The sequence below is a fragment of the Mucilaginibacter tolerans genome, assembly GCF_030519375.1.
GTDB lineage: Bacteria > Bacteroidota > Bacteroidia > Sphingobacteriales > Sphingobacteriaceae > Mucilaginibacter.
In genome coordinates this window covers 38,533-57,495 of sequence record NZ_JAUMKB010000004.1, presented here as the reverse complement: position 1 = coordinate 57,495, position 18,963 = coordinate 38,533, and the positions used below count along the sequence as shown (strand labels likewise).

Sequence of the window (18,963 nt, the reverse complement as noted above, 5' to 3'; positions counted from 1 at the left end):
ATTTTCAATCACAGATAAGAACATGGAACAACCATAGTACTAAAGATGTTTTTTGTCCTTATCAATTATTTCGCGTCCATAATTTCTCTGTACCGTGCCCTGATCAAGATATTGATTACCATCAATATCGCCCCGATAATACCTCCAACAATAAATGCGACCGGTTTCAAAACCTTCTTTTCTTCAAGAGGCAGGATCGGGGTATCTATTATCTGTATCAGGGGTGTTTCTTTTCGTAGTGAGATCTTGGAAAGCTCTAAATTTTTAACAAGCTCCGTTAACATGGCACCATTAGCTTCCACATCCACCTGCCGGTGTTGCGATGGTACTTTTAATATTTGCAAAGTTGGATTAGCGTTTGGATTGATATCAGCCGTGGTAGCAACGCCTGTAATAGCTGCGTTTAATTCCCTGCGAACCGAATCGGTTAACTTTTGCAGTACATTTACATTTTGTGCTGATTTTTTAGTCTTGGTTTCTATATAAAAGTCTGAAACAGTTTTCACCAATGCCTCCGTAAAATATTTTGAAAACAGCTCATTCTTGGTTTCTACTTTTATGGTAATTATACTCAAATCTTTATCTACCTTATCTACATTAAGGTTCTTTTTTAAGATAGTTTGATAAAACAGACCCAATAAACTGTCCTGAGTCAAGGTAAATTTACTCCGATCGGCATTGGGTAAAAATTGAATATTTTTTAAAGCAGGATTGTCTCCCCAACGCTCACGAAATTTATTAAAAGTAATGTATAATTCTGCAAGCGTCTCCTGCTTTCCGTTTATAGTAACTGATGTAAGCAAAGTTTTCTCTACCATTGCACGGGAGCGTAACAGCTCTAACAAATTGTCGCCAGAAAAAGCTCCGCCGATATTACTTCCTGAGAGATCAATTCCAAATTGACTGGCTAACCCAACTGCAGCGCCGAGTTTTCCCCCGGTGGAACTATCATCCTGGATAGCAAAACTAAGACCAGCATCGTAGAGAGGTTTTTTTAAGAAGGAGTAAGTTAAACCCAATGCTGCGCCACCCAGAAACGCCAATAGTATAATAATCCATTTACGCTTTAAATAAGCCCACCAATACTGCACCCTTTGGATAAAATGCTTCAACGATGTCTTATCCGGGGCATCCATATCCTTATCTTCTAAATCAGATTGAATCATTAATTCCGAATTTAATCAGGTATTATTTTTTTAGCAACGTAATTAAACCAAGGATAATCGCTCCTAATGAGGCAAACCCGGTAGTGAATGCCACTAACTCTTGCGGATTGGATTTTTTCTCTGGTTTTTCCGGCACGTAAATTTCACTTCCGGGCTTTACAGATGGGTGGCTGTTAAAGAACAAGACCTTTCTTGTTCCTTTAACGGTTCCATTTGGATAAACTACATACGCACCCCTCTTTAAAGCATTAGGTGAATATCCGCCTGCGTTCAGCACATATTCTTTAAATGACTTTCCTTTAGTATATACAACGGCGCTTGGGTATAATACCTCGCCATTTACTCTAACCGTTTGCAGTAATTTAGGCACTCTTAAAACATCCGCATCTTCCAAAATAAGATCGTAGGTGCCGCCCGGATTTTCTAAAATCTTGCGGAGTTCGATACCTATGAAGTTATTTCTGGGTTGATAAATGCTATCCTTCTTTGCAATGATATCGCTATTGTTATTATTCTGCCCTTTATTATTACCGTTTGCTGTAACACTACCATTTGACGCACCATTCATATTTGAATTATTGTCAATAGAGGTATTATAATCATTTTGGAGCCTTTGAAAATTCTCAGCACGTTCCTTATTTATTTCAGAAGTATCAACTTTTGATTTATCAACTCCCAATACAGCTGCATTATCCCGTTTTAAACTTGTACCATCTATATCTGCAGATTTTGTCAGTCCACCGGCCCGCTTAATCATGTCAGATATTCGCTCATTTTTGTTTTGAATCGTATAGTACCCAGGATATAAAACTTCCCCTTCCACCTTCACTACTCTTTGAGTTTCAAAGCCAGGTAAGCTATAAATCGATACGATATCATAAGGCCGAAGGGTAAAATTGGCATCATTAGTCTTTAAACTCGGATCAACATTTACACTAAACACCTGGGCAACTTTGGTATTTGCTGCCATCGGATCGCTATCATAAATTCTTCTTGATACTTCTATTCTTTTCCCGGTAGCGCCTTCTTTAAAACCTCCGGCCTTGATGATCAGGTCAGTCACCTTCATACTATCAGCGAACACATAATCTCCAGGGCTTCGCACCTCTCCCTTAATACTGATTGAATACTTATCACGTAAATCAAAGATAGAAGCGATTGATACGCTATCTTCCCGTTGTAATGGAATATCAGCTGAAGGTTGATTCAGGACGTCATTCACGTTAAAAGACAATTGTTGGGGGCTATTATCCGGATTGAGCCTCACAATACTTCCATGACCTGTAAATGCGTCCTCTTTTAGCCCGCCCGCATTTTTGATCAATTGCGACAAGGTCAAGCCCTTTTTCAATTCAAACACGCCTGGCCTAAAAACAGCTCCCGTAATCTGTACCCGGTTTTCGTAACGATTGATAATTTTATCAACTGTATATTTATCGCCACGGGAAGGCGTATAGGTGTTATAATCTTTTTCAAAAACGTCTGCAATCTTACGCTGCTGGTCACTAACCTGGTCAACTTTGATACGGTTGGTATACGCTTCATCGGTGAACCCTCCGGCAAAATTTAATACATCCTGTAGTTTCTCACCTGGTAATACTTCAAATAATGCAGGGATTTTCGCCTCGCCTTTTAGTTGAACGCGTACCTTATAAGCAGGTATACGAATAACATCCTGGTCTCTCAGCGAAATATTATCCTTCTGGCTGCCTTTAACCAGGAAGTCGTACAGATCGACATGCCGGATCACTTTATTGTCACGTATTACTTCAATTTGCCTAAATGATCCCACATCATTAGGGCCACCTGCTACATATAAGGCATTAAATACTGTTGATAATGATGGTAAAGTGTAAGTTCCCGGTTTCATTACCTGACCCTGTAAAATCACACTGATGCTGCGGATATCACCTAAACTCACTTTAACATTCGTGCCTCTGCCAATAGCATAGTTATTTGCGGCCAGTTTACTTTTTATTGCGGAAGTTACATCTTCAATGGTTTTGCCTGCAACGTTCAACACCCCTACTCCGGGAATATTGATATTACCTTCAGGCGAAACAGCCAAACTCCAATCGACTGAAGAGTTACCATAAACATTGATCCTGATCTGATCATCCGGACCTACAATATAGTTTACAGGTGTAGCCAATTTCAGGTTAGGCTGAAAAGTATTGGAATTACTGTTTCTAAAGAGGTCGGCACCAAATATCTTGGGCTTGAGCTGTTCAAAAAAATCAAATTGATTGGATTGTTTCTGATTGTTTGTTGTATCAGGCGTATAATTTAATTTCCGTGAAGCCTGCCGGGTGGTGTCGCTCAGATTGCCTGGAGAATTATTAGTATTGTTGCCACTATTAAGCCCATTTTTATTACGAAGTCCAGCAACTCTTGCCTGTAATTTTCTTATCTGTTCATCAGACACACCTTTGGCCTGGGCTAGTTGCATTAACTGAGAATCGCTAAGACCCATCTGCTGAGCCTTTTGCATTAACTGCAATATCTGCGCATCTGATAAATCATCAACATTTATGCTGGACAGGTTTTGAGGTAGCGACTGCGCTGAAGCCGGACTATAAGCTAAAAAAAACAGAAGAGTAACAAGTATGGTTAGGTAGATTTTTAAACTATTCATTCTTTGTCGATAATCATAGGAGTGAAAACACAAAAAACTGTTGTTTAGTTTTTGCGTGCAATAATAAGCAAATTAAAAAAGATTGACCGATATAAGTTTCACTTTGCCCATTTACCAGCACAAAAGTAACTAATATTGAAATAGTTACAAAACCTGCTTAAAACAGTAAAGCCTTCCGTTTTCACAGAAGGCTTTACCAAATTTATTTAGCAGTTGAATTAAGCTTCAACTTCTTCGGTCTTCGAAGCCATCAGGCGATCGAACTCCTCTTGCGAACCTACGCGGATGTTTTCGTACTGACGTAAACCTGTTCCTGATGGGATCAAGTGACCTACGATCACGTTTTCCTTCAGGCCAAGCATAAGGTCTTTCTTACCCGCGATAGCAGCTTCATTCAGTACTTTGGTAGTTTCCTGGAATGATGCAGCAGAGATAAATGATTTCGTACCCAACGACGCTCTGGTGATACCTTGCAGCAACGGACTAGATGTTGCAGGTATAGCGTCTCTTACTTCAACCAGCTTCATGTCTTTACGTTTCAAGATAGAGTTCTCATCTCTGAGTCTTCTAACCGATACGATCTGACCAGCTTTCAACGTAGTAGAGTCACCTGGCTCAACAACTACTTTCTTATCGTAGATTTCATCATTTTCCATCATGAAATCCCAGCCATCAACAGCTTCTTTTTCAAGGAAGCGGGTGTCGCCGGCATCTTCAATCTGTACTTTCTGCATCATCTGGTGAACAATTACTTCAAAGTGTTTGTCGTTGATCTTCACACCCTGCAAACGGTAAACTTCCTGTATACCATTTACCAGGTATTCCTGTACTGCAGCCGGGCCTTTAATAGCCAGGATATCAGCCGGCGATATGGAACCATCAGACAACGGCATACCGGCTTTCACGAAGTCATTATCCTGTACAAGGATGTGTTTTGACAGCGGAACCAGGTATTTCTTGATCTGACCATCTTTTGATTCGATAGTGATCTCGCGATTACCACGCTTAACACCGCCTAAGCTTACAACACCATCAATTTCGGTTACTACAGCCGGATTAGATGGGTTACGTGCTTCGAACAACTCAGTCACACGTGGCAGACCACCGGTGATATCGCGTGTTTTACCAGTTGAACGAGGAATCTTAGCGATAACTTGCCCTGTCTGGATCTTATCACCTTCATCAACAGCGATGTGCGCGCCTACCGGGATATTGTATCCTTTTATTAAATTACCTTTTGTATCGGCGATCTGGATAGCAGGGTTCTTGGTTTTATCACGGGTATCGATGATCACTTTTTCGCGGTGACCAGTTTGTTCGTCTGATTCTTCACGGAAAGTGATACCTTCCAATACAGCGTCAAACTTGGCAACACCTGCAAATTCAGAGATAATTACGGCGTTATATGGATCCCAGGAACAGATACGGTCGCCTTTAGTGATCTTGCTGCCATCTTTCGCATACAGGTATGAGCCGTATGGAATGTTGTTGGTCATGATCACTTTATTGCTTCCCTGTTCAAGGATACGGAACTCACCTGAACGGCCTAATACTACGTCCACTGTACCGTCTTCAGTTTGGAATGGCACGGTACGTACGTTTTCAAACTCGATGATACCTTCAAAACGGGCATTGATCTGCGATTCAGCAGCAATGTTCGAAGCGGTACCACCCACGTGGAATGTACGAAGTGTTAACTGTGTACCAGGCTCACCGATAGACTGCGCAGCAATTACCCCTACAGCCTCACCCATTTGCACACGTTTACCGCTTGCCAGGTTACGGCCATAACACAAGGAACATACACCGCGTTTGCTTTCGCAGGTTAATACTGAACGGATCTCAATACCTTCCAGCGGTGAGTTTTCTATGTTCTTAGCGATTTCTTCGTCTATATCATGACCTGCTGAAACTAATAGATCACCGGTGATCGGGTCGTGTACATCATGTAATGAGGTACGGCCCAAAATACGGTCATACAATGGTTCAACAATGTCTTCATTATCTTTTAACGCAGTAGTAAATATACCTCTGAGCGTTCCACAGTCAACTTCACCAACGATCATATCCTGGGCAACGTCATGCAAACGACGTGTCAGGTAACCAGCATCGGCAGTTTTCAACGCGGTATCGGCCAAACCTTTACGGGCACCGTGGGTTGAAATGAAGTACTCCAATACCGACAAACCTTCTTTAAAGTTTGAAAGGATCGGGTTCTCGATAATTTCACCACCTGAACCTGATTTTTGTGGTTTCGCCATCAGACCACGCATACCTGCGAGCTGACGGATCTGCTCTTTTGAACCACGGGCGCCAGAATCCAACATCATGTACACAGAGTTGAAGCCCTGGTTATCTGTCGACAATATCTCCATCACGTTTGCAGTCAAACGGTTATTGATACGTGTCCAAATATCGATGATCTGATTATAACGTTCGTTGTTGGTAATGAATCCCATGTTGTAGTTACCCATTACTTCTTCAACTTGTTTAGAAGCCTGTTCGATCAAAGTAACTTTTTCAGCAGGGATGTTAATGTCCTTCAGGTTAAATGATAATCCACCCTGGAATGCCATCTGGAAACCTAATTCCTTGATGTCGTCCAGGAACTGCGCGGCACGTGCCATACCCGTCACCTTCACCACATCACCAATGATATCACGAAGTGACTTTTTAGTCAATAATTCATTGATATAACCAACTTCTGTTGGTACGTGCTGGTTAAATAATACACGGCCTACAGTAGTTTCGATCAGTTTGTTTTTAATGCTACCATCTTTTTCCTTCACGTTGGCTTTAACCTTGATGAAGGCATGCAGGTCAACTTTCCTCTCGTTGAAAGCAATAATCACCTCTTCAGCAGAATAGAACGATAAACCTTCACCTTTAATAGTACGTCCGGCATCTGTTTTACGGCCTTTGGTTATGTAGTACAAACCAAGCACCATGTCCTGAGATGGTACAGTAATAGGTGTACCATTGGCAGGGTTAAGGATGTTGTGTGATGCAAGCATCAGTATTTGGGCTTCCAAAATAGCAGCGTTACCAAGTGGTACGTGCACAGCCATCTGGTCACCGTCAAAGTCGGCGTTGAACGCGGTACAGGTTAATGGGTGCAGCTGAATAGCTTTACCTTCTACCAGTTTTGGCTGGAATGCCTGGATACCCAAACGGTGCAGCGTAGGCGCACGGTTTAGTAACACGGGGTGACCTTTCAGTACGTTTTCCAATATATCCCAAACCAATGGATCCTTGCGGTCGACAATCTTTTTAGCTGATTTTACCGTTTTTACCACACCTCTTTCGATCATCTTACGAATGATAAATGGTTTAAACAACTCGGCAGCCATATCTTTTGGTAAACCGCATTCGTGTAATTTCAGGTTTGGGCCTACAACAATTACCGAACGGGCTGAGTAGTCAACACGTTTACCTAATAAGTTTTGACGGAAACGGCCTTGTTTACCTTTCAGGATGTCTGAAAGTGATTTCAAAGCACGGTTACCTTCTGTTTTTACAGCGTTAACTTTACGTGAGTTATCGAATAACGAATCCACAGCTTCCTGCAACATACGTTTTTCGTTACGTAAGATTACCTCAGGTGCTTTGATCTCGATCAAACGTTTCAAACGGTTGTTACGAATGATCACACGACGGTATAAGTCGTTCAAATCGGAAGTAGCAAAACGACCGCCTTCCAAAGGCACCAACGGACGCAGTTCAGGTGGAATAACCGGAACGATTTTAACGATCATCCATTCAGGGTTATTTTCGATCCTTGTTTTTGCATCACGGAAAGCCTCAACTACCTGAAGGCGTTTTAAAGCTTCGTTTTTACGTTGTTGTGAGGTCTCGTTAGCAGCCTGGTGACGCAGATCATAGGATAACTGATCCAGATTAAGACGTTTTAACAATTCCTCCAACGCCTCAGCACCCATTTTTGCAACGAATTTCTGAGGGTCTTTGTCATCCAGGTATTGGTTTTCTTTTGGAAGAGTATCCAATACATCAAGGTATTCTTCTTCTGTCAGGAAATCCATTGTGCTGATACCATCCGCCTCTTTGATACCTGGCTGAATAACTACGTATCTTTCATAATAAATGATCAGATCGAGTTTCTTGGTTGGCAAGCCCAGCAGGTAACCAATTTTGTTTGGCAGCGAACGGAAATACCAGATATGAGCAACCGGAACCACCAGGTTGATGTGGCCCATACGCTCACGGCGCACTTTCTTCTCAGTTACTTCAACACCGCAACGGTCGCACACGATACCCTTGTAACGGATCCGTTTGTATTTACCGCAATGGCATTCGTAATCTTTAACCGGACCAAAAATACGCTCGCAGAATAATCCATCACGCTCAGGCTTATAGGTCCTGTAGTTAATGGTTTCTGGTTTTAAAACCTCACCGCTTGAACGCTCCAGAATGGATTCAGGTGAAGCCAGACTGATGGTAATGGTGGTGAAGTTACTTTTGATTTTATTATCCTTTTTGTAAGACATAGTCTCCTTTGATTTTAATAAGTGAATGAGTGAGTTGTGAATGAATGAATGAAGATCTTAATCACTCATTCGCTCATTCACTAATTCACTAATTATTCTAGCGTGATATCCAAACCTAAACCTCTTAATTCGTGAACCAATACATTGAATGATTCAGGAACTGATGGTGTAGGCAGATTTTCACCCTTAACAATTGCTTCGTAAGTTTTAGCGCGGCCGATAACGTCGTCCGACTTAACAGTCAATATTTCCTGCAGGATGTTTGACGCACCGAATGCTTCCAGTGCCCAAACCTCCATCTCACCAAAACGCTGACCACCGAACTGAGCTTTACCACCCAATGGTTGTTGTGTGATCAATGAGTATGGCCCTATTGAACGAGCGTGCATCTTATCGTCAACCATGTGACCCAGTTTCAGCATGTAGATAATACCTACTGTAGTTGGCTGATCAAAACGATCACCGGTCAAACCATTATACAGGTATGTTCTGCCCGACTCTGGTAAACCTGCTTTAGCGATCCATTCTTCTACCTCTTCGTGGGTTGCACCGTCGAAGATAGGGGTAGCGAATTTAACACCAAGCTCTTTACCGGCCCAGCCTAATACGGTTTCGTAGATCTGGCCCAGGTTCATACGCGAAGGTACACCCAGGGGGTTCAGAACGATATCAACAGGTGTTCCGTCTTCAAGGAATGGCATATCTTCATCACGTACGATACGGGCAACAATACCCTTGTTACCGTGACGTCCGGCCATTTTATCACCTACTTTCAGTTTACGTTTTTTAGCAATGTAAACCTTAGCCATCTGAACGATACCTGATGGAAGCTCGTCACCTACGCTGATCGCGAATTTATCACGACGGTAAGCACCCAGTTCCTCATTCACTTTGATGCCATAGTTATGAAGCAAAATCTTGATCTGCTCATTTTTGTCATCATCAGTTGTCCATTTGGTTGGGTTGATATTTTCATAGTTCAACTCAGCCAGGATTTTTTGGGTGAACTTAACACCTTTTGGTACCAGCAATTCTTTGTAAACATTGTAAACACCTTGTGATGTTTTGCCGTTCACGATCTCGAATAATTTGTCGATCAAAATATTCTTCAGATCCTTCATTGCCTTTTCATGCTTGGTGTCAAGCTTATCCAGCTGAGCTTTTTCTTCTGCCTTTGAAGTTTTCTTTGCACGTGAGAATAATTTGGTATCGATAACCACACCACTGATAGACGGCGGAGTTTTCAGTGAAGCGTCTTTTACGTCGCCTGCTTTATCACCAAATATGGCACGTAACAATTTTTCTTCTGGTGAAGGATCAGACTCACCTTTTGGAGTGATCTTACCGATCAGGATATCGCCTTCTTTCACTTCCGCACCAATACGGATGATACCGTCCTCATCAAGGTCTTTAGTGGCCTCTTCTGATACGTTCGGGATATCCGGTGTCAGTTCTTCTTCACCACGTTTAGTGTCACGAACTTCCAGTTCGAACTCTTCAACGTGTAATGAAGTAAATATATCCTGCGACACAACGCGTTCTGAGATCACAATCGCATCCTCAAAGTTATATCCCTGCCAAGGCATGAACGCCACTTTAAGGTTACGACCCAATGCCAGTTCGCCATTTTGTGTTGCATAACCTTCGCAAAGCACCTGGCCTTTTTCAACCCGCTCACCTTTCTTAACGATCGGTTTCAGGTTCATAGTAGTACTTTGGTTGGTTTTCTTAAACTTAGTTAAAAGGTAGGTCCTGCTGTCACCGTCAAATGACACAAGGCGATCATCCTCGCTACGGTCATATTTAATACGGATCTCGGTTGCATCAACATATTCAACCACACCATCGCCTTCAGCGTTGATCAGCGTACGCGAGTCTTTTGCAACACGGCCTTCCAAACCTGTACCTACAATTGGCGCCTCAGGACGCAACAGTGGTACAGCCTGGCGTTGCATGTTCGAACCCATCAGCGCACGGTTAGCGTCATCATGTTCCAGGAATGGAATCAGCGATGCAGCTATCGAAGTGATCTGGTTCGGAGCAATATCCATATAATCAAGTCTTTCAGGCTCAATTACCGGGAAGTCACCTTCAAAACGTGCTTTAACACGCGGAGTTGCAAAAACACCTTTATCGTTATATACCGCGTTAGCCTGACCGATAGTTTTGCCATCTTCGTCTTCGGCAGACAGATATACAACAGGTTCGTCAACAGCTACAATACCATTATCAACACGTTTGTATGGGGTTTCAATGAAACCTAAGTTGTTGATCTTAGCGTGTACGCAAAGTGATGAGATCAGACCAATGTTCGGACCTTCCGGGGTTTCGATGGTACACAAACGACCGTAGTGGGTATAGTGTACGTCACGAACTTCGAAACCGGCACGCTCACGTGACAGACCACCCGGACCTAAGGCTGACAGACGACGCTTGTGCGTAATCTCTGCCAATGGGTTGGTTTGATCCATGAACTGAGAAAGCTGGTTGGTACCGAAGAACGAGTTGATCACCGATGACAATGTACGTGCATTAATCAGGTCGGTTGGTGTGAACACCTCGTTATCACGGATGTTCATACGCTCACGGATGGTACGTGCCATACGTGCCAGACCTACACCAAACTGAGCGTATAACTGCTCACCTACGGTACGTACACGACGGTTTGACAAGTGATCGATATCATCCACCTCAGCTTTTGAGTTGATCAGTTTGATCAGGTATTTAACGATCGCAATAATATCTTGCTTGGTTAAAACCTTAGTCTCATCTGATGTATCCAGCTGAAGCTTACGGTTGATGCGGTAACGCCCCACATCACCCAGGTCATATCTTTTATCAGAGAAGAACAAACGATCAATGATACCACGAGCTGTTTCTTCATCAGGTGGTTCAGCATTACGCAATTGACGGTAGATGTGCTCAACCGCTTCTTTCTCTGAGTTGGAAGTATCTTTTTGTAAGGTATTATATATTATAGTATAATCACCGCTGGTAGAAGCATCTTCCTTGTTCAGGATGATGGTTTTCACACCGGCATCGATGATCATATCAATATGGTCGTCTTCCAAAACGGTTTCACGCTCAAGAATGATCTCATTACGGTCGATAGACACCACTTCACCTGTATCTTCATCTACAAAGTCTTCAACCCATTTTTTGAGAACCCTTGCGGCAAGCTTGCGGCCGATATATTTTTTCAGACCTGATTTGCTCACTTTCACTTCGTCGGCAAGCTCAAATAATTCCAATATGTCTTTATCAGAATCGTAGCCTATTGCACGAAGCAGCGTAGTAACCGGGAATTTCTTTTTACGGTCGATGTAAGCATACATCACGTTGTTCACGTCCGTAGCAAACTCTATCCATGATCCTTTAAAAGGGATAACACGGGCAGAGTACAATTTTGTACCGTTTGTGTGACGGCTCTGACCGAAGAACACACCAGGCGAACGGTGTAACTGAGAAACAATTACACGCTCGGCACCGTTGATAACGAAAGTACCTTTAGGGGTCATGTAAGGGATGGTTCCCAGGTACACGTCCTGTACGATAGTTTCGAAATCTTCGTGTTCAGCGTCATTACATGATAAGCGAAGTTTCGCTTTCAACGGCACACTATAAGTCAATCCGCGTTCAATACACTCGCGTATATCGTAACGTGGCGGATCAATAAAATAGTCAAGAAACTCTAAAACGAAGATATTTCTTGAGTCCGAAATTGGAAAATTTTCGGCAAACACTTTAAACAACCCTTCCTTGTGGCGGTTGTCTGAGGTGGTTTCCAATTGAAAAAATTCCTGGAAAGATTGCAACTGAACATCCAGAAAGTCTGGATAATCCAACACTTTTCTGCTGGTTGCAAAATTTACTCTTTGATTATTTTTGTTTGCCAAGGGATTATAATTTTAGTTTATTAATAAACTTGAACTGTTTGATTAAAGTTTTACCTGAACTTCAAACAAAAATGAGAATGTTATAAACGACAATAGACCCCGACCAAAACAGGTCGGAGTCTTATGTTAATTATGCCGGTTGAAGTTATTTAACTTCAACAACAGCTCCAGCTTCTTCTAATTGTTTTTTCAGAGATTCAGCTTCTTCTTTAGATACACCAGTTTTTACTTCTTTAGGTGCACCGTCAACAAGATCTTTAGCTTCTTTCAAACCAAGGCCGGTTAGATCTTTAACCAATTTAACAACTGCTAATTTCTGACCGCCAGCTTCTTTCAGAATAACGTCGAATGCAGTTTGAACAGCTTCAGCAGCAGGAGCAGCATCGCCACCACCAGCAGCTGGAGCAGCTACAGCAACAGCTGCAGCAGCAGGCTCAATGCCGTACTCATCTTTCAATATCTGAGCTAATTCGTTAACTTCTTTTACTGTTAAGTTTACTAACTGTTCAGCAAATGATTTTAAATCTGCCATTTTATTTTTACTTTTTCTTTAAATACTTTGTTGTTTAATGCGGAACTTTTGGGCGCCCGTTAACCTCTTTCCTGTAATGTTTTAACAATTCCTGCCAGTTTATTTCCGCCTGATTGCAGACCAGAAATAACATTTTTAGCTGGTGATTGCAGCAATCCGATAATCTCGCCGATCAACTGTTCTTTAGATTTCAGGTTGATCAGGGTATCCAACTGTTTGTCGCCGATAAATACAGACGAATCGATATAAGCTGCTTTTAAAATTGGCTTGTCACCTGTCCTTCTCAATTGTTTGATCAACTTTGCCGGAGCAGTTGCTGATTTTGAGAAAAGAATTGATGATGAACCTTTTAAAGCTTCGTACATCGGGCTGAAATCACCGCCAACTGCTTCCATAGCTTTTTTAATCAAGCTATTTTTAGCAACCTGCATGGTGATGTCGCTTTCGAAAAATTTACGACGGATATCGTTTACTTTTGCAACCGTCAGATTAGAAGTATCAGTGATGTAAAAATTACCGTACTCTTTCATCTGTTCAGTGAGGGCAAGAACAAGCTCGTGTTTTTCTTCTTTATTCATGATTAGATCCCCGCTACTGTTTTAGTTTCAATTTCGATTCCGGGCGACATAGTTGAAGAGAGATGGATACTCTTGAAATATGTTCCTTTAGCTGCTGATGGTTTTAATTTCGAGATAGTCTGCAATACTTCTAAAGCATTCTCATAAATTTTATCAGCAGGGAAAGATACTTTTCCTATTGAAGCATGAATGATACCGGTTTTGTCAACCTTGAAGTCGATCTTACCACCTTTTACCTCAGTAACTGCCTTACCAACTTCGGTAGTTACAGTTCCTGATTTAGGGTTTGGCATCAGGTTACGCGGACCTAAAATACGGCCCAAACGTCCAACCTTTGCCATAACACTTGGCATAGTAATGATAATATCAACATCAGTCCATCCACCTTCAATCTTGGCAATGTAGTCATCCAAACCTACAAAATCTGCGCCTGCGTCTTTTGCTTCCTGCTCTTTGTCAGGAGTACAAAGTACCAGTACACGTACAGTTTTGCCGGTTCCATGAGGTAAGGTTGCTATACCACGCACCATTTGATTGGCTTTACGCGGGTCAACACCTAAACGAACATCAATATCTACTGATGAATCAAACTTGGTATAGTTAATTTCCTTTACCAAAGATGACGCATCCTGTAATGAATACGCTTTGTTAGCCTCAATTTTGGACTGTGCCGCTTTTTGATTTTTTGTTAATCTTGCCACTGTCTTAAACTGATTTGTATAAATTAATTGTTCCAGGGAGCTGTACCGGTAACGGTAATTCCCATACTTCTGGCAGTACCTGCCACCATTTTCATGGCTGATTCTACTGTAAACGCATTCAAGTCAGGCATTTTATCTTTAGCTATCGCCTCAACCTGGTTCCAGTTTACACTGGCAACCTTTTTACGGTTTGGCTCAGCCGACCCACTTTTGATACCTGAGGCTTCCATTAACTGGATTGCTACAGGAGGGGTTTTGATGATAAAATCAAATGACTTGTCGACATACACAGTGATCACTACAGGTAACACTTTACCAGGTTTGTCCTGGGTACGTGCATTGAACTGCTTGCAAAATTCCATAATGTTCACCCCTTTTGCACCTAAAGCAGGTCCAATTGGAGGCGATGGATTTGCAGCGCCGCCCTTCACCTGAAGTTTAACCATAGCACCGATTTCTTTTGCCATTTTATTAATTTTTGTTAGTACTCAATGTTATAAGTGGAAGCTATGTAACATTTAAGATTTTTATCAGATTTGAGATGTGAGATATGAGATTTGCGCCTCATTTAACTTATTCAAACCATTTATATTGTTTGCTTTGATCTATTTTGACTTTCAGATGTCTTACATCTAAAAATCTCATATCTCAAATCTATTCTTTCTCTACCTGCATGTAATTCAATTCAAGCGGCGTACGGCGCCCGAATATCTTTACCATTACTTTTAATTTTTTCTTTTCCTCGTTCACTTCTTCTATCACACCGCTGAAACCATTGAACGGACCGTCCATTACTTTCACGCTTTCGCCTACATAATATGGAACGGTCATCGTTTCACCCTGTGCGGTCATCTCGTCAACCTTGCCCAAAATCCGGCTCACTTCAGACGGACGCATAGGAATAGCGTTGCCGGCCTTATCGCCTAAGAAACCGATCACACTATTGATATTCTTTATAATATGCTCCAGCTCACCATCAAGGGCCGCTTCCATCAGCACATAACCCGGAAGGATATTGCGTTCTTTTGCAATTTTCTTGCCGTCGCGCATCTGGTAGTACTTTTCAGTAGGTATTAATACCTGCGGAACTAAATGCGATATGCCCAAACGATTAATTTCGGCATCAATATATTGTTTAACCTTTTTTTCCTTACCGCTGATGGCCCTTACCACATACCATTTCAATTGTTCACTCATTTCGTATACAAATTAGGCTAGTGATGTATAAAGCTTGTCCAGTATAAAATGGATGACTTGGTCCATACCAAATATAACCAGGGCAATAATGATAGCAGCTACCAATACTACAATAGCGCTGTTTGAAAGCTCGCGCCAGGTAGGCCAGGTAACCTTCTCGGTTAGCTCTATATAAGACTCTTTGATATACTCTGTTATTGCAGCCATTTTTGTTACTTATTACGCACGGGAACAAGGATTCGAACCCTGATCAAAGGTTTTGGAGACCTCTATTCTACCATTGAACTATTCCCGTGTATACTTATTTTTTATTTCCCCTTTATTAGTGAACAAAGTACTTAGCCAAATTTGGCTAAGTACTTTGAAAGAAATTAACCTATTCCTTGTGTTCCGCCTGAGGCGGATGTCAGGGTAGATTATTTTAAGATTTCAGTTACCTGACCTGCACCTACGGTACGACCACCTTCACGGATAGCGAAACGTAAGCCTTTTTCCATTGCGATAGCGTTGATCAGCTTTACAGTGATGGTAACGTTATCACCAGGCATAACCATTTCCACTCCCGGTTCCAAAGCGATTTCGCCTGTCACGTCAGTAGTACGGAAATAGAATTGAGGACGGTATTTATTGAAGAATGGAGTGTGACGGCCACCTTCTGCTTTTGATAATACGTAAACTTCTGCTTTAAAATCGGTGTGAGGAGTTACTGAACCTGGTTTACAGATAACCATACCACGACGGATATCGGTTTTTTCAATACCACGTAACAATAAACCTACGTTGTCACCAGCTTCACCGCGATCGAGGATCTTGCGGAACATTTCAACACCGGTTACAGTTGATTTCAAGTTTTCAGCACCCATACCCAGGATGTCTACAGCATCACCAGAGTTGATTACACCACGCTCGATACGGCCAGTAGCAACAGTACCACGACCAGTGATTGAGAATACGTCTTCAACCGGCATCAGGAATGGAAGATCGGTCAGACGTGGAGGGATTGGAATGTAGCTATCTACAGCGTCCATCAACTCCATGATCTTTTCAACCCATTTAGGGTCACCGTTCAAGCCACCTAAAGCTGAACCTTGGATTACAGGGATATCATCTCCAGGGAATTCGTAGAATGATAATAATTCACGAACTTCCATTTCAACTAATTCTAACAGTTCCGGATCATCAACCATGTCAACTTTGTTCATGAAAACAACAAGCGCAGGTACACCTACCTGACGAGCTAACAGGATGTGTTCACGGGTTTGAGGCATAGGACCATCAGTAGCAGCAACCACTATAATCGCACCGTCCATCTGAGCAGCACCAGTAACCATGTTCTTTACATAGTCAGCGTGTCCCGGGCAGTCAACGTGAGCATAGTGACGATTTGCAGTTGAATACTCAACGTGCGCAGTGTTGATAGTGATACCACGCTCTTTTTCTTCAGGAGCTGAGTCGATTGAATCGAAAGAACGAGCCTCAGATAAACCTTTATCAGCCAATACCTTTGTAATAGCTGCGGTAAGGGTTGTTTTACCGTGGTCAACGTGACCGATTGTACCGATGTTTAAGTGCGGTTTACTGCGGTCAAATTTTTCTTTTGCCATGATTTATAAACTTTTTGTAGGTTAATTTTATTTTTAATTGTCGTTTTTAAACGCCGAGCCAACAATGGGATTTGAACCCATGACCTCTTCCTTACCAAGGAAGTGCTCTACCCCTGAGCTACGTCGGCTTATATACAGTTTATAGTTATTATACTATTCACTGTTTAACAGAGCGGAAGACGAGGTTCGAACTCGCGACCTATAGCTTGGAAGGCTATCGCTCTACCAACTGAGCTACTTCCGCATTAATAAACTCTAAATTCCAAATCCTAAACCCTAATTAATTTTAGAATTTAGAATTTGAACTTTAGAATTTAATTGTGGGGAGAGAAGGATTCGAACCTTCGTAGCCGAAGCAACGGATTTACAGTCCGTCCCATTTGACCGCTCTGGTATCTCCCCATTGTTGATTTTAGATTTTTGAACTACGATTTACGACTGCTTATTAATCGTAAATCTAAAATCGTAATTCTAAAACAAACAGAGCCTCCTATCGGGATCGAACCAATGACCTACTGATTACAAGTCAGTTGCTCTACCAGCTGAGCTAAGGAGGCTTTTATTATCTACTTTTTCCGCCCACGGCATGTTGCTATTTCCAAGGATCCGTCAGCTGAGTTAAAGTGATGTATAGTCTTAATTCTTGCAGTAAACTTTCGAATATTACTGAAAGCCACCTGCTTAAATTAAAGACTTCAATTTTTCTATTTTAAAGAACCACCCTTTTCATTAAGATTTTGCGCGATGCACACCTCTCCGAAAGGGATTGCAAATTTACACATTTTTAAACCCTGACAAAATAATTTTACAAAAAAAAATCGGCGGGCTTAAAACCCGCCGATCTCTGCATTTTTTTAACGCTGAGTTTCAATCATATTCCCCTTCGGAGGCTTGTAAAACAGCTTTTTTTGCCACATCGGCTGCTATTGATTTTTTTTGTTTATGTTTTTCTATTTGCTTTCTGAGGCATTCAACCGCCAGGTCTGTGCCTTCTTCAAATGACTTACACTGCTCTTTTGCGAATAACTGCGTGCCCGGTAACGTCAGTTTTATCTCCGTTATTTTATTTGCTACATCTTCTGTTTTTTCTAATCTTAAATAAACTTCGCCACTAATGATCCTGTCAAAAAACTGATCTAACTTGTTGGCCTTCTTCTGAATAAAATCTAACAATTTCTTGTCTGCATCAAAACGGATAGACTGCACTGTAATTTTCATTTTTCCTCCTTGGTTATGCCTTTGGATGGGCTTGTTTGTAAATAGATTTTAATCGCTCCACTGAGTTGTGTGTGTAAACCTGGGTGGCGCTGAGGTTTGCATGGCCCAGGAGCTCTTTTATAGCATTTAAATCGGCTCCCCGGTTTAGCAGGCTCGTTGCAAATGTGTGCCTCAGCACGTGCGGACTTCTTTTATTCTGGGTTGATATATATGAGAGGTATTTATGCACTATTAAATAGATAAACTTTGGATACGCATCCGATCCTTTGTTTGTAACGATTAAAGTTACGGAATTGTTATGAAAATTTTGACTTTTCTTTAAGTCGATATACTGCTCTATCAGCAGCTTCAATTCGTGGTTAACAGGGACAATACGTTCCTTATTACGCTTACCTAATACCTTAATGGTTCCGTCGTAAGTATTGATGTCCTGTTCTTTTAAACCTACCAGTTCGGCAAGGCGGATACCGGTACCAAATAGTATTTCGAGCACCAGTTTATCACGGGTTCCTTCAAAGTCGTCACCAAATACGTCATTGCTGTTCAGCATGGCATTGAGCTTTTCATCCTCAACCACTACAGGCAGGTGCTTTACATTTTTGGGAGACTGAATTTTAGACGTGGGGTTATCGGTGATCAAACCCTCGCGAAGCAGGAATTTAAAATATTTCCGGAGTGTAGCTATTTTACGGTTGACGGACCTTGCGGTCATCTCACTCATCAAGTGCACCATCCAGCTACGGATATGCTGATAGGTAATTTGGGCAGGATGATCTACAGTTGGCTCAGGCTCGTTGAGGAATTTAAAAAATTGATCGAGGTCTGACTGGTAAGCGGAGACTGTATGCGGAGAATACCGTTTTTCAAATTGAATATATTGTATAAACCGCTCTAAAAACATAAAAACTATCTGTACACACGTGGAATTGAA

13 protein-coding genes and 5 tRNA genes are annotated in these 18,963 nt (G+C 41.8%); all 18 read right to left on the bottom strand.

Annotated features, from left to right (window positions below):
* Positions 1-65: 65 nt before the first annotated feature.
* Entirely contained in the window at positions 66-1,166 is a 1,101-nt protein-coding gene (locus Q3A68_RS06905) for a GumC domain-containing protein (RefSeq protein WP_302900325.1), read from the bottom strand.
* 22 nt (positions 1,167-1,188) lie between these two features.
* Positions 1,189-3,801, bottom strand: a complete 2,613-nt coding sequence (locus Q3A68_RS06900; RefSeq protein WP_302900324.1) for an SLBB domain-containing protein — start codon at positions 3,799-3,801, stop codon at positions 1,189-1,191.
* A gap of 218 nt (positions 3,802-4,019) precedes the next feature.
* Positions 4,020-8,306 carry a DNA-directed RNA polymerase subunit beta' gene (gene rpoC / locus Q3A68_RS06895; protein ID WP_302900323.1) on the bottom strand — a complete coding sequence of 1,429 codons (4,287 nt, stop codon included), beginning with the start codon at positions 8,304-8,306 and terminating at the stop codon, positions 4,020-4,022.
* A 92-nt stretch (positions 8,307-8,398) separates the two neighbouring features.
* Positions 8,399-12,202, bottom strand: a complete 3,804-nt coding sequence (gene rpoB / locus Q3A68_RS06890) for a DNA-directed RNA polymerase subunit beta (protein WP_302900322.1) — start codon at positions 12,200-12,202, stop codon at positions 8,399-8,401.
* Positions 12,203-12,347: 145 nt separating this feature from the next.
* Positions 12,348-12,734, bottom strand: a complete 387-nt coding sequence (gene rplL / locus Q3A68_RS06885) for a 50S ribosomal protein L7/L12 (protein WP_302900321.1) — start codon at positions 12,732-12,734, stop codon at positions 12,348-12,350.
* 59 nt (positions 12,735-12,793) lie between these two features.
* Positions 12,794-13,312: a 50S ribosomal protein L10 gene (gene rplJ, locus Q3A68_RS06880; protein WP_302900320.1), complete on the bottom strand. Its 519-nt coding sequence runs from the start codon at positions 13,310-13,312 to the stop codon at positions 12,794-12,796.
* A 2-nt stretch (positions 13,313-13,314) separates the two neighbouring features.
* Positions 13,315-14,013, bottom strand: coding sequence for a 50S ribosomal protein L1 (rplA, locus tag Q3A68_RS06875; protein WP_302900319.1), 699 nt, complete (start codon positions 14,011-14,013; stop codon positions 13,315-13,317).
* 23 nt (positions 14,014-14,036) lie between these two features.
* A complete protein-coding gene (gene rplK / locus Q3A68_RS06870) occupies positions 14,037-14,480 on the bottom strand; it encodes a 50S ribosomal protein L11 (RefSeq protein ID WP_302900318.1) in 444 nt (147 codons plus the stop codon).
* A 187-nt stretch (positions 14,481-14,667) separates the two neighbouring features.
* Entirely contained in the window at positions 14,668-15,210 is a 543-nt protein-coding gene (nusG, locus tag Q3A68_RS06865) for a transcription termination/antitermination protein NusG (protein ID WP_302900317.1), read from the bottom strand.
* Positions 15,211-15,222: 12 nt separating this feature from the next.
* Positions 15,223-15,417: a preprotein translocase subunit SecE gene (secE, locus tag Q3A68_RS06860; protein WP_302900316.1), complete on the bottom strand. Its 195-nt coding sequence runs from the start codon at positions 15,415-15,417 to the stop codon at positions 15,223-15,225.
* Positions 15,418-15,434: 17 nt separating this feature from the next.
* Positions 15,435-15,505 (bottom strand) — tRNA-Trp (locus Q3A68_RS06855).
* Positions 15,506-15,626: 121 nt separating this feature from the next.
* Positions 15,627-16,814: an elongation factor Tu gene (gene tuf, locus Q3A68_RS06850; protein ID WP_302900315.1), complete on the bottom strand. Its 1,188-nt coding sequence runs from the start codon at positions 16,812-16,814 to the stop codon at positions 15,627-15,629.
* 56 nt (positions 16,815-16,870) lie between these two features.
* A tRNA-Thr gene (locus tag Q3A68_RS06845) sits at positions 16,871-16,942 on the bottom strand.
* 43 nt (positions 16,943-16,985) lie between these two features.
* Positions 16,986-17,058: transfer RNA gene (locus Q3A68_RS06840), tRNA-Gly, on the bottom strand.
* Between the two features lie 77 nt (positions 17,059-17,135).
* Positions 17,136-17,216: transfer RNA gene (locus Q3A68_RS06835), tRNA-Tyr, on the bottom strand.
* Positions 17,217-17,298: 82 nt separating this feature from the next.
* Positions 17,299-17,371: transfer RNA gene (locus Q3A68_RS06830), tRNA-Thr, on the bottom strand.
* Between the two features lie 310 nt (positions 17,372-17,681).
* Positions 17,682-18,032 (bottom strand): ribosome hibernation-promoting factor, HPF/YfiA family, encoded by a 351-nt coding sequence (gene hpf, locus Q3A68_RS06825; protein WP_302900314.1) that lies wholly within the window; start codon positions 18,030-18,032, stop codon positions 17,682-17,684.
* A gap of 13 nt (positions 18,033-18,045) precedes the next feature.
* Positions 18,046-18,933: a tyrosine-type recombinase/integrase gene (locus tag Q3A68_RS06820; protein ID WP_302900313.1), complete on the bottom strand. Its 888-nt coding sequence runs from the start codon at positions 18,931-18,933 to the stop codon at positions 18,046-18,048.
* Between the last annotated feature and the right edge of the window lie 30 nt (positions 18,934-18,963).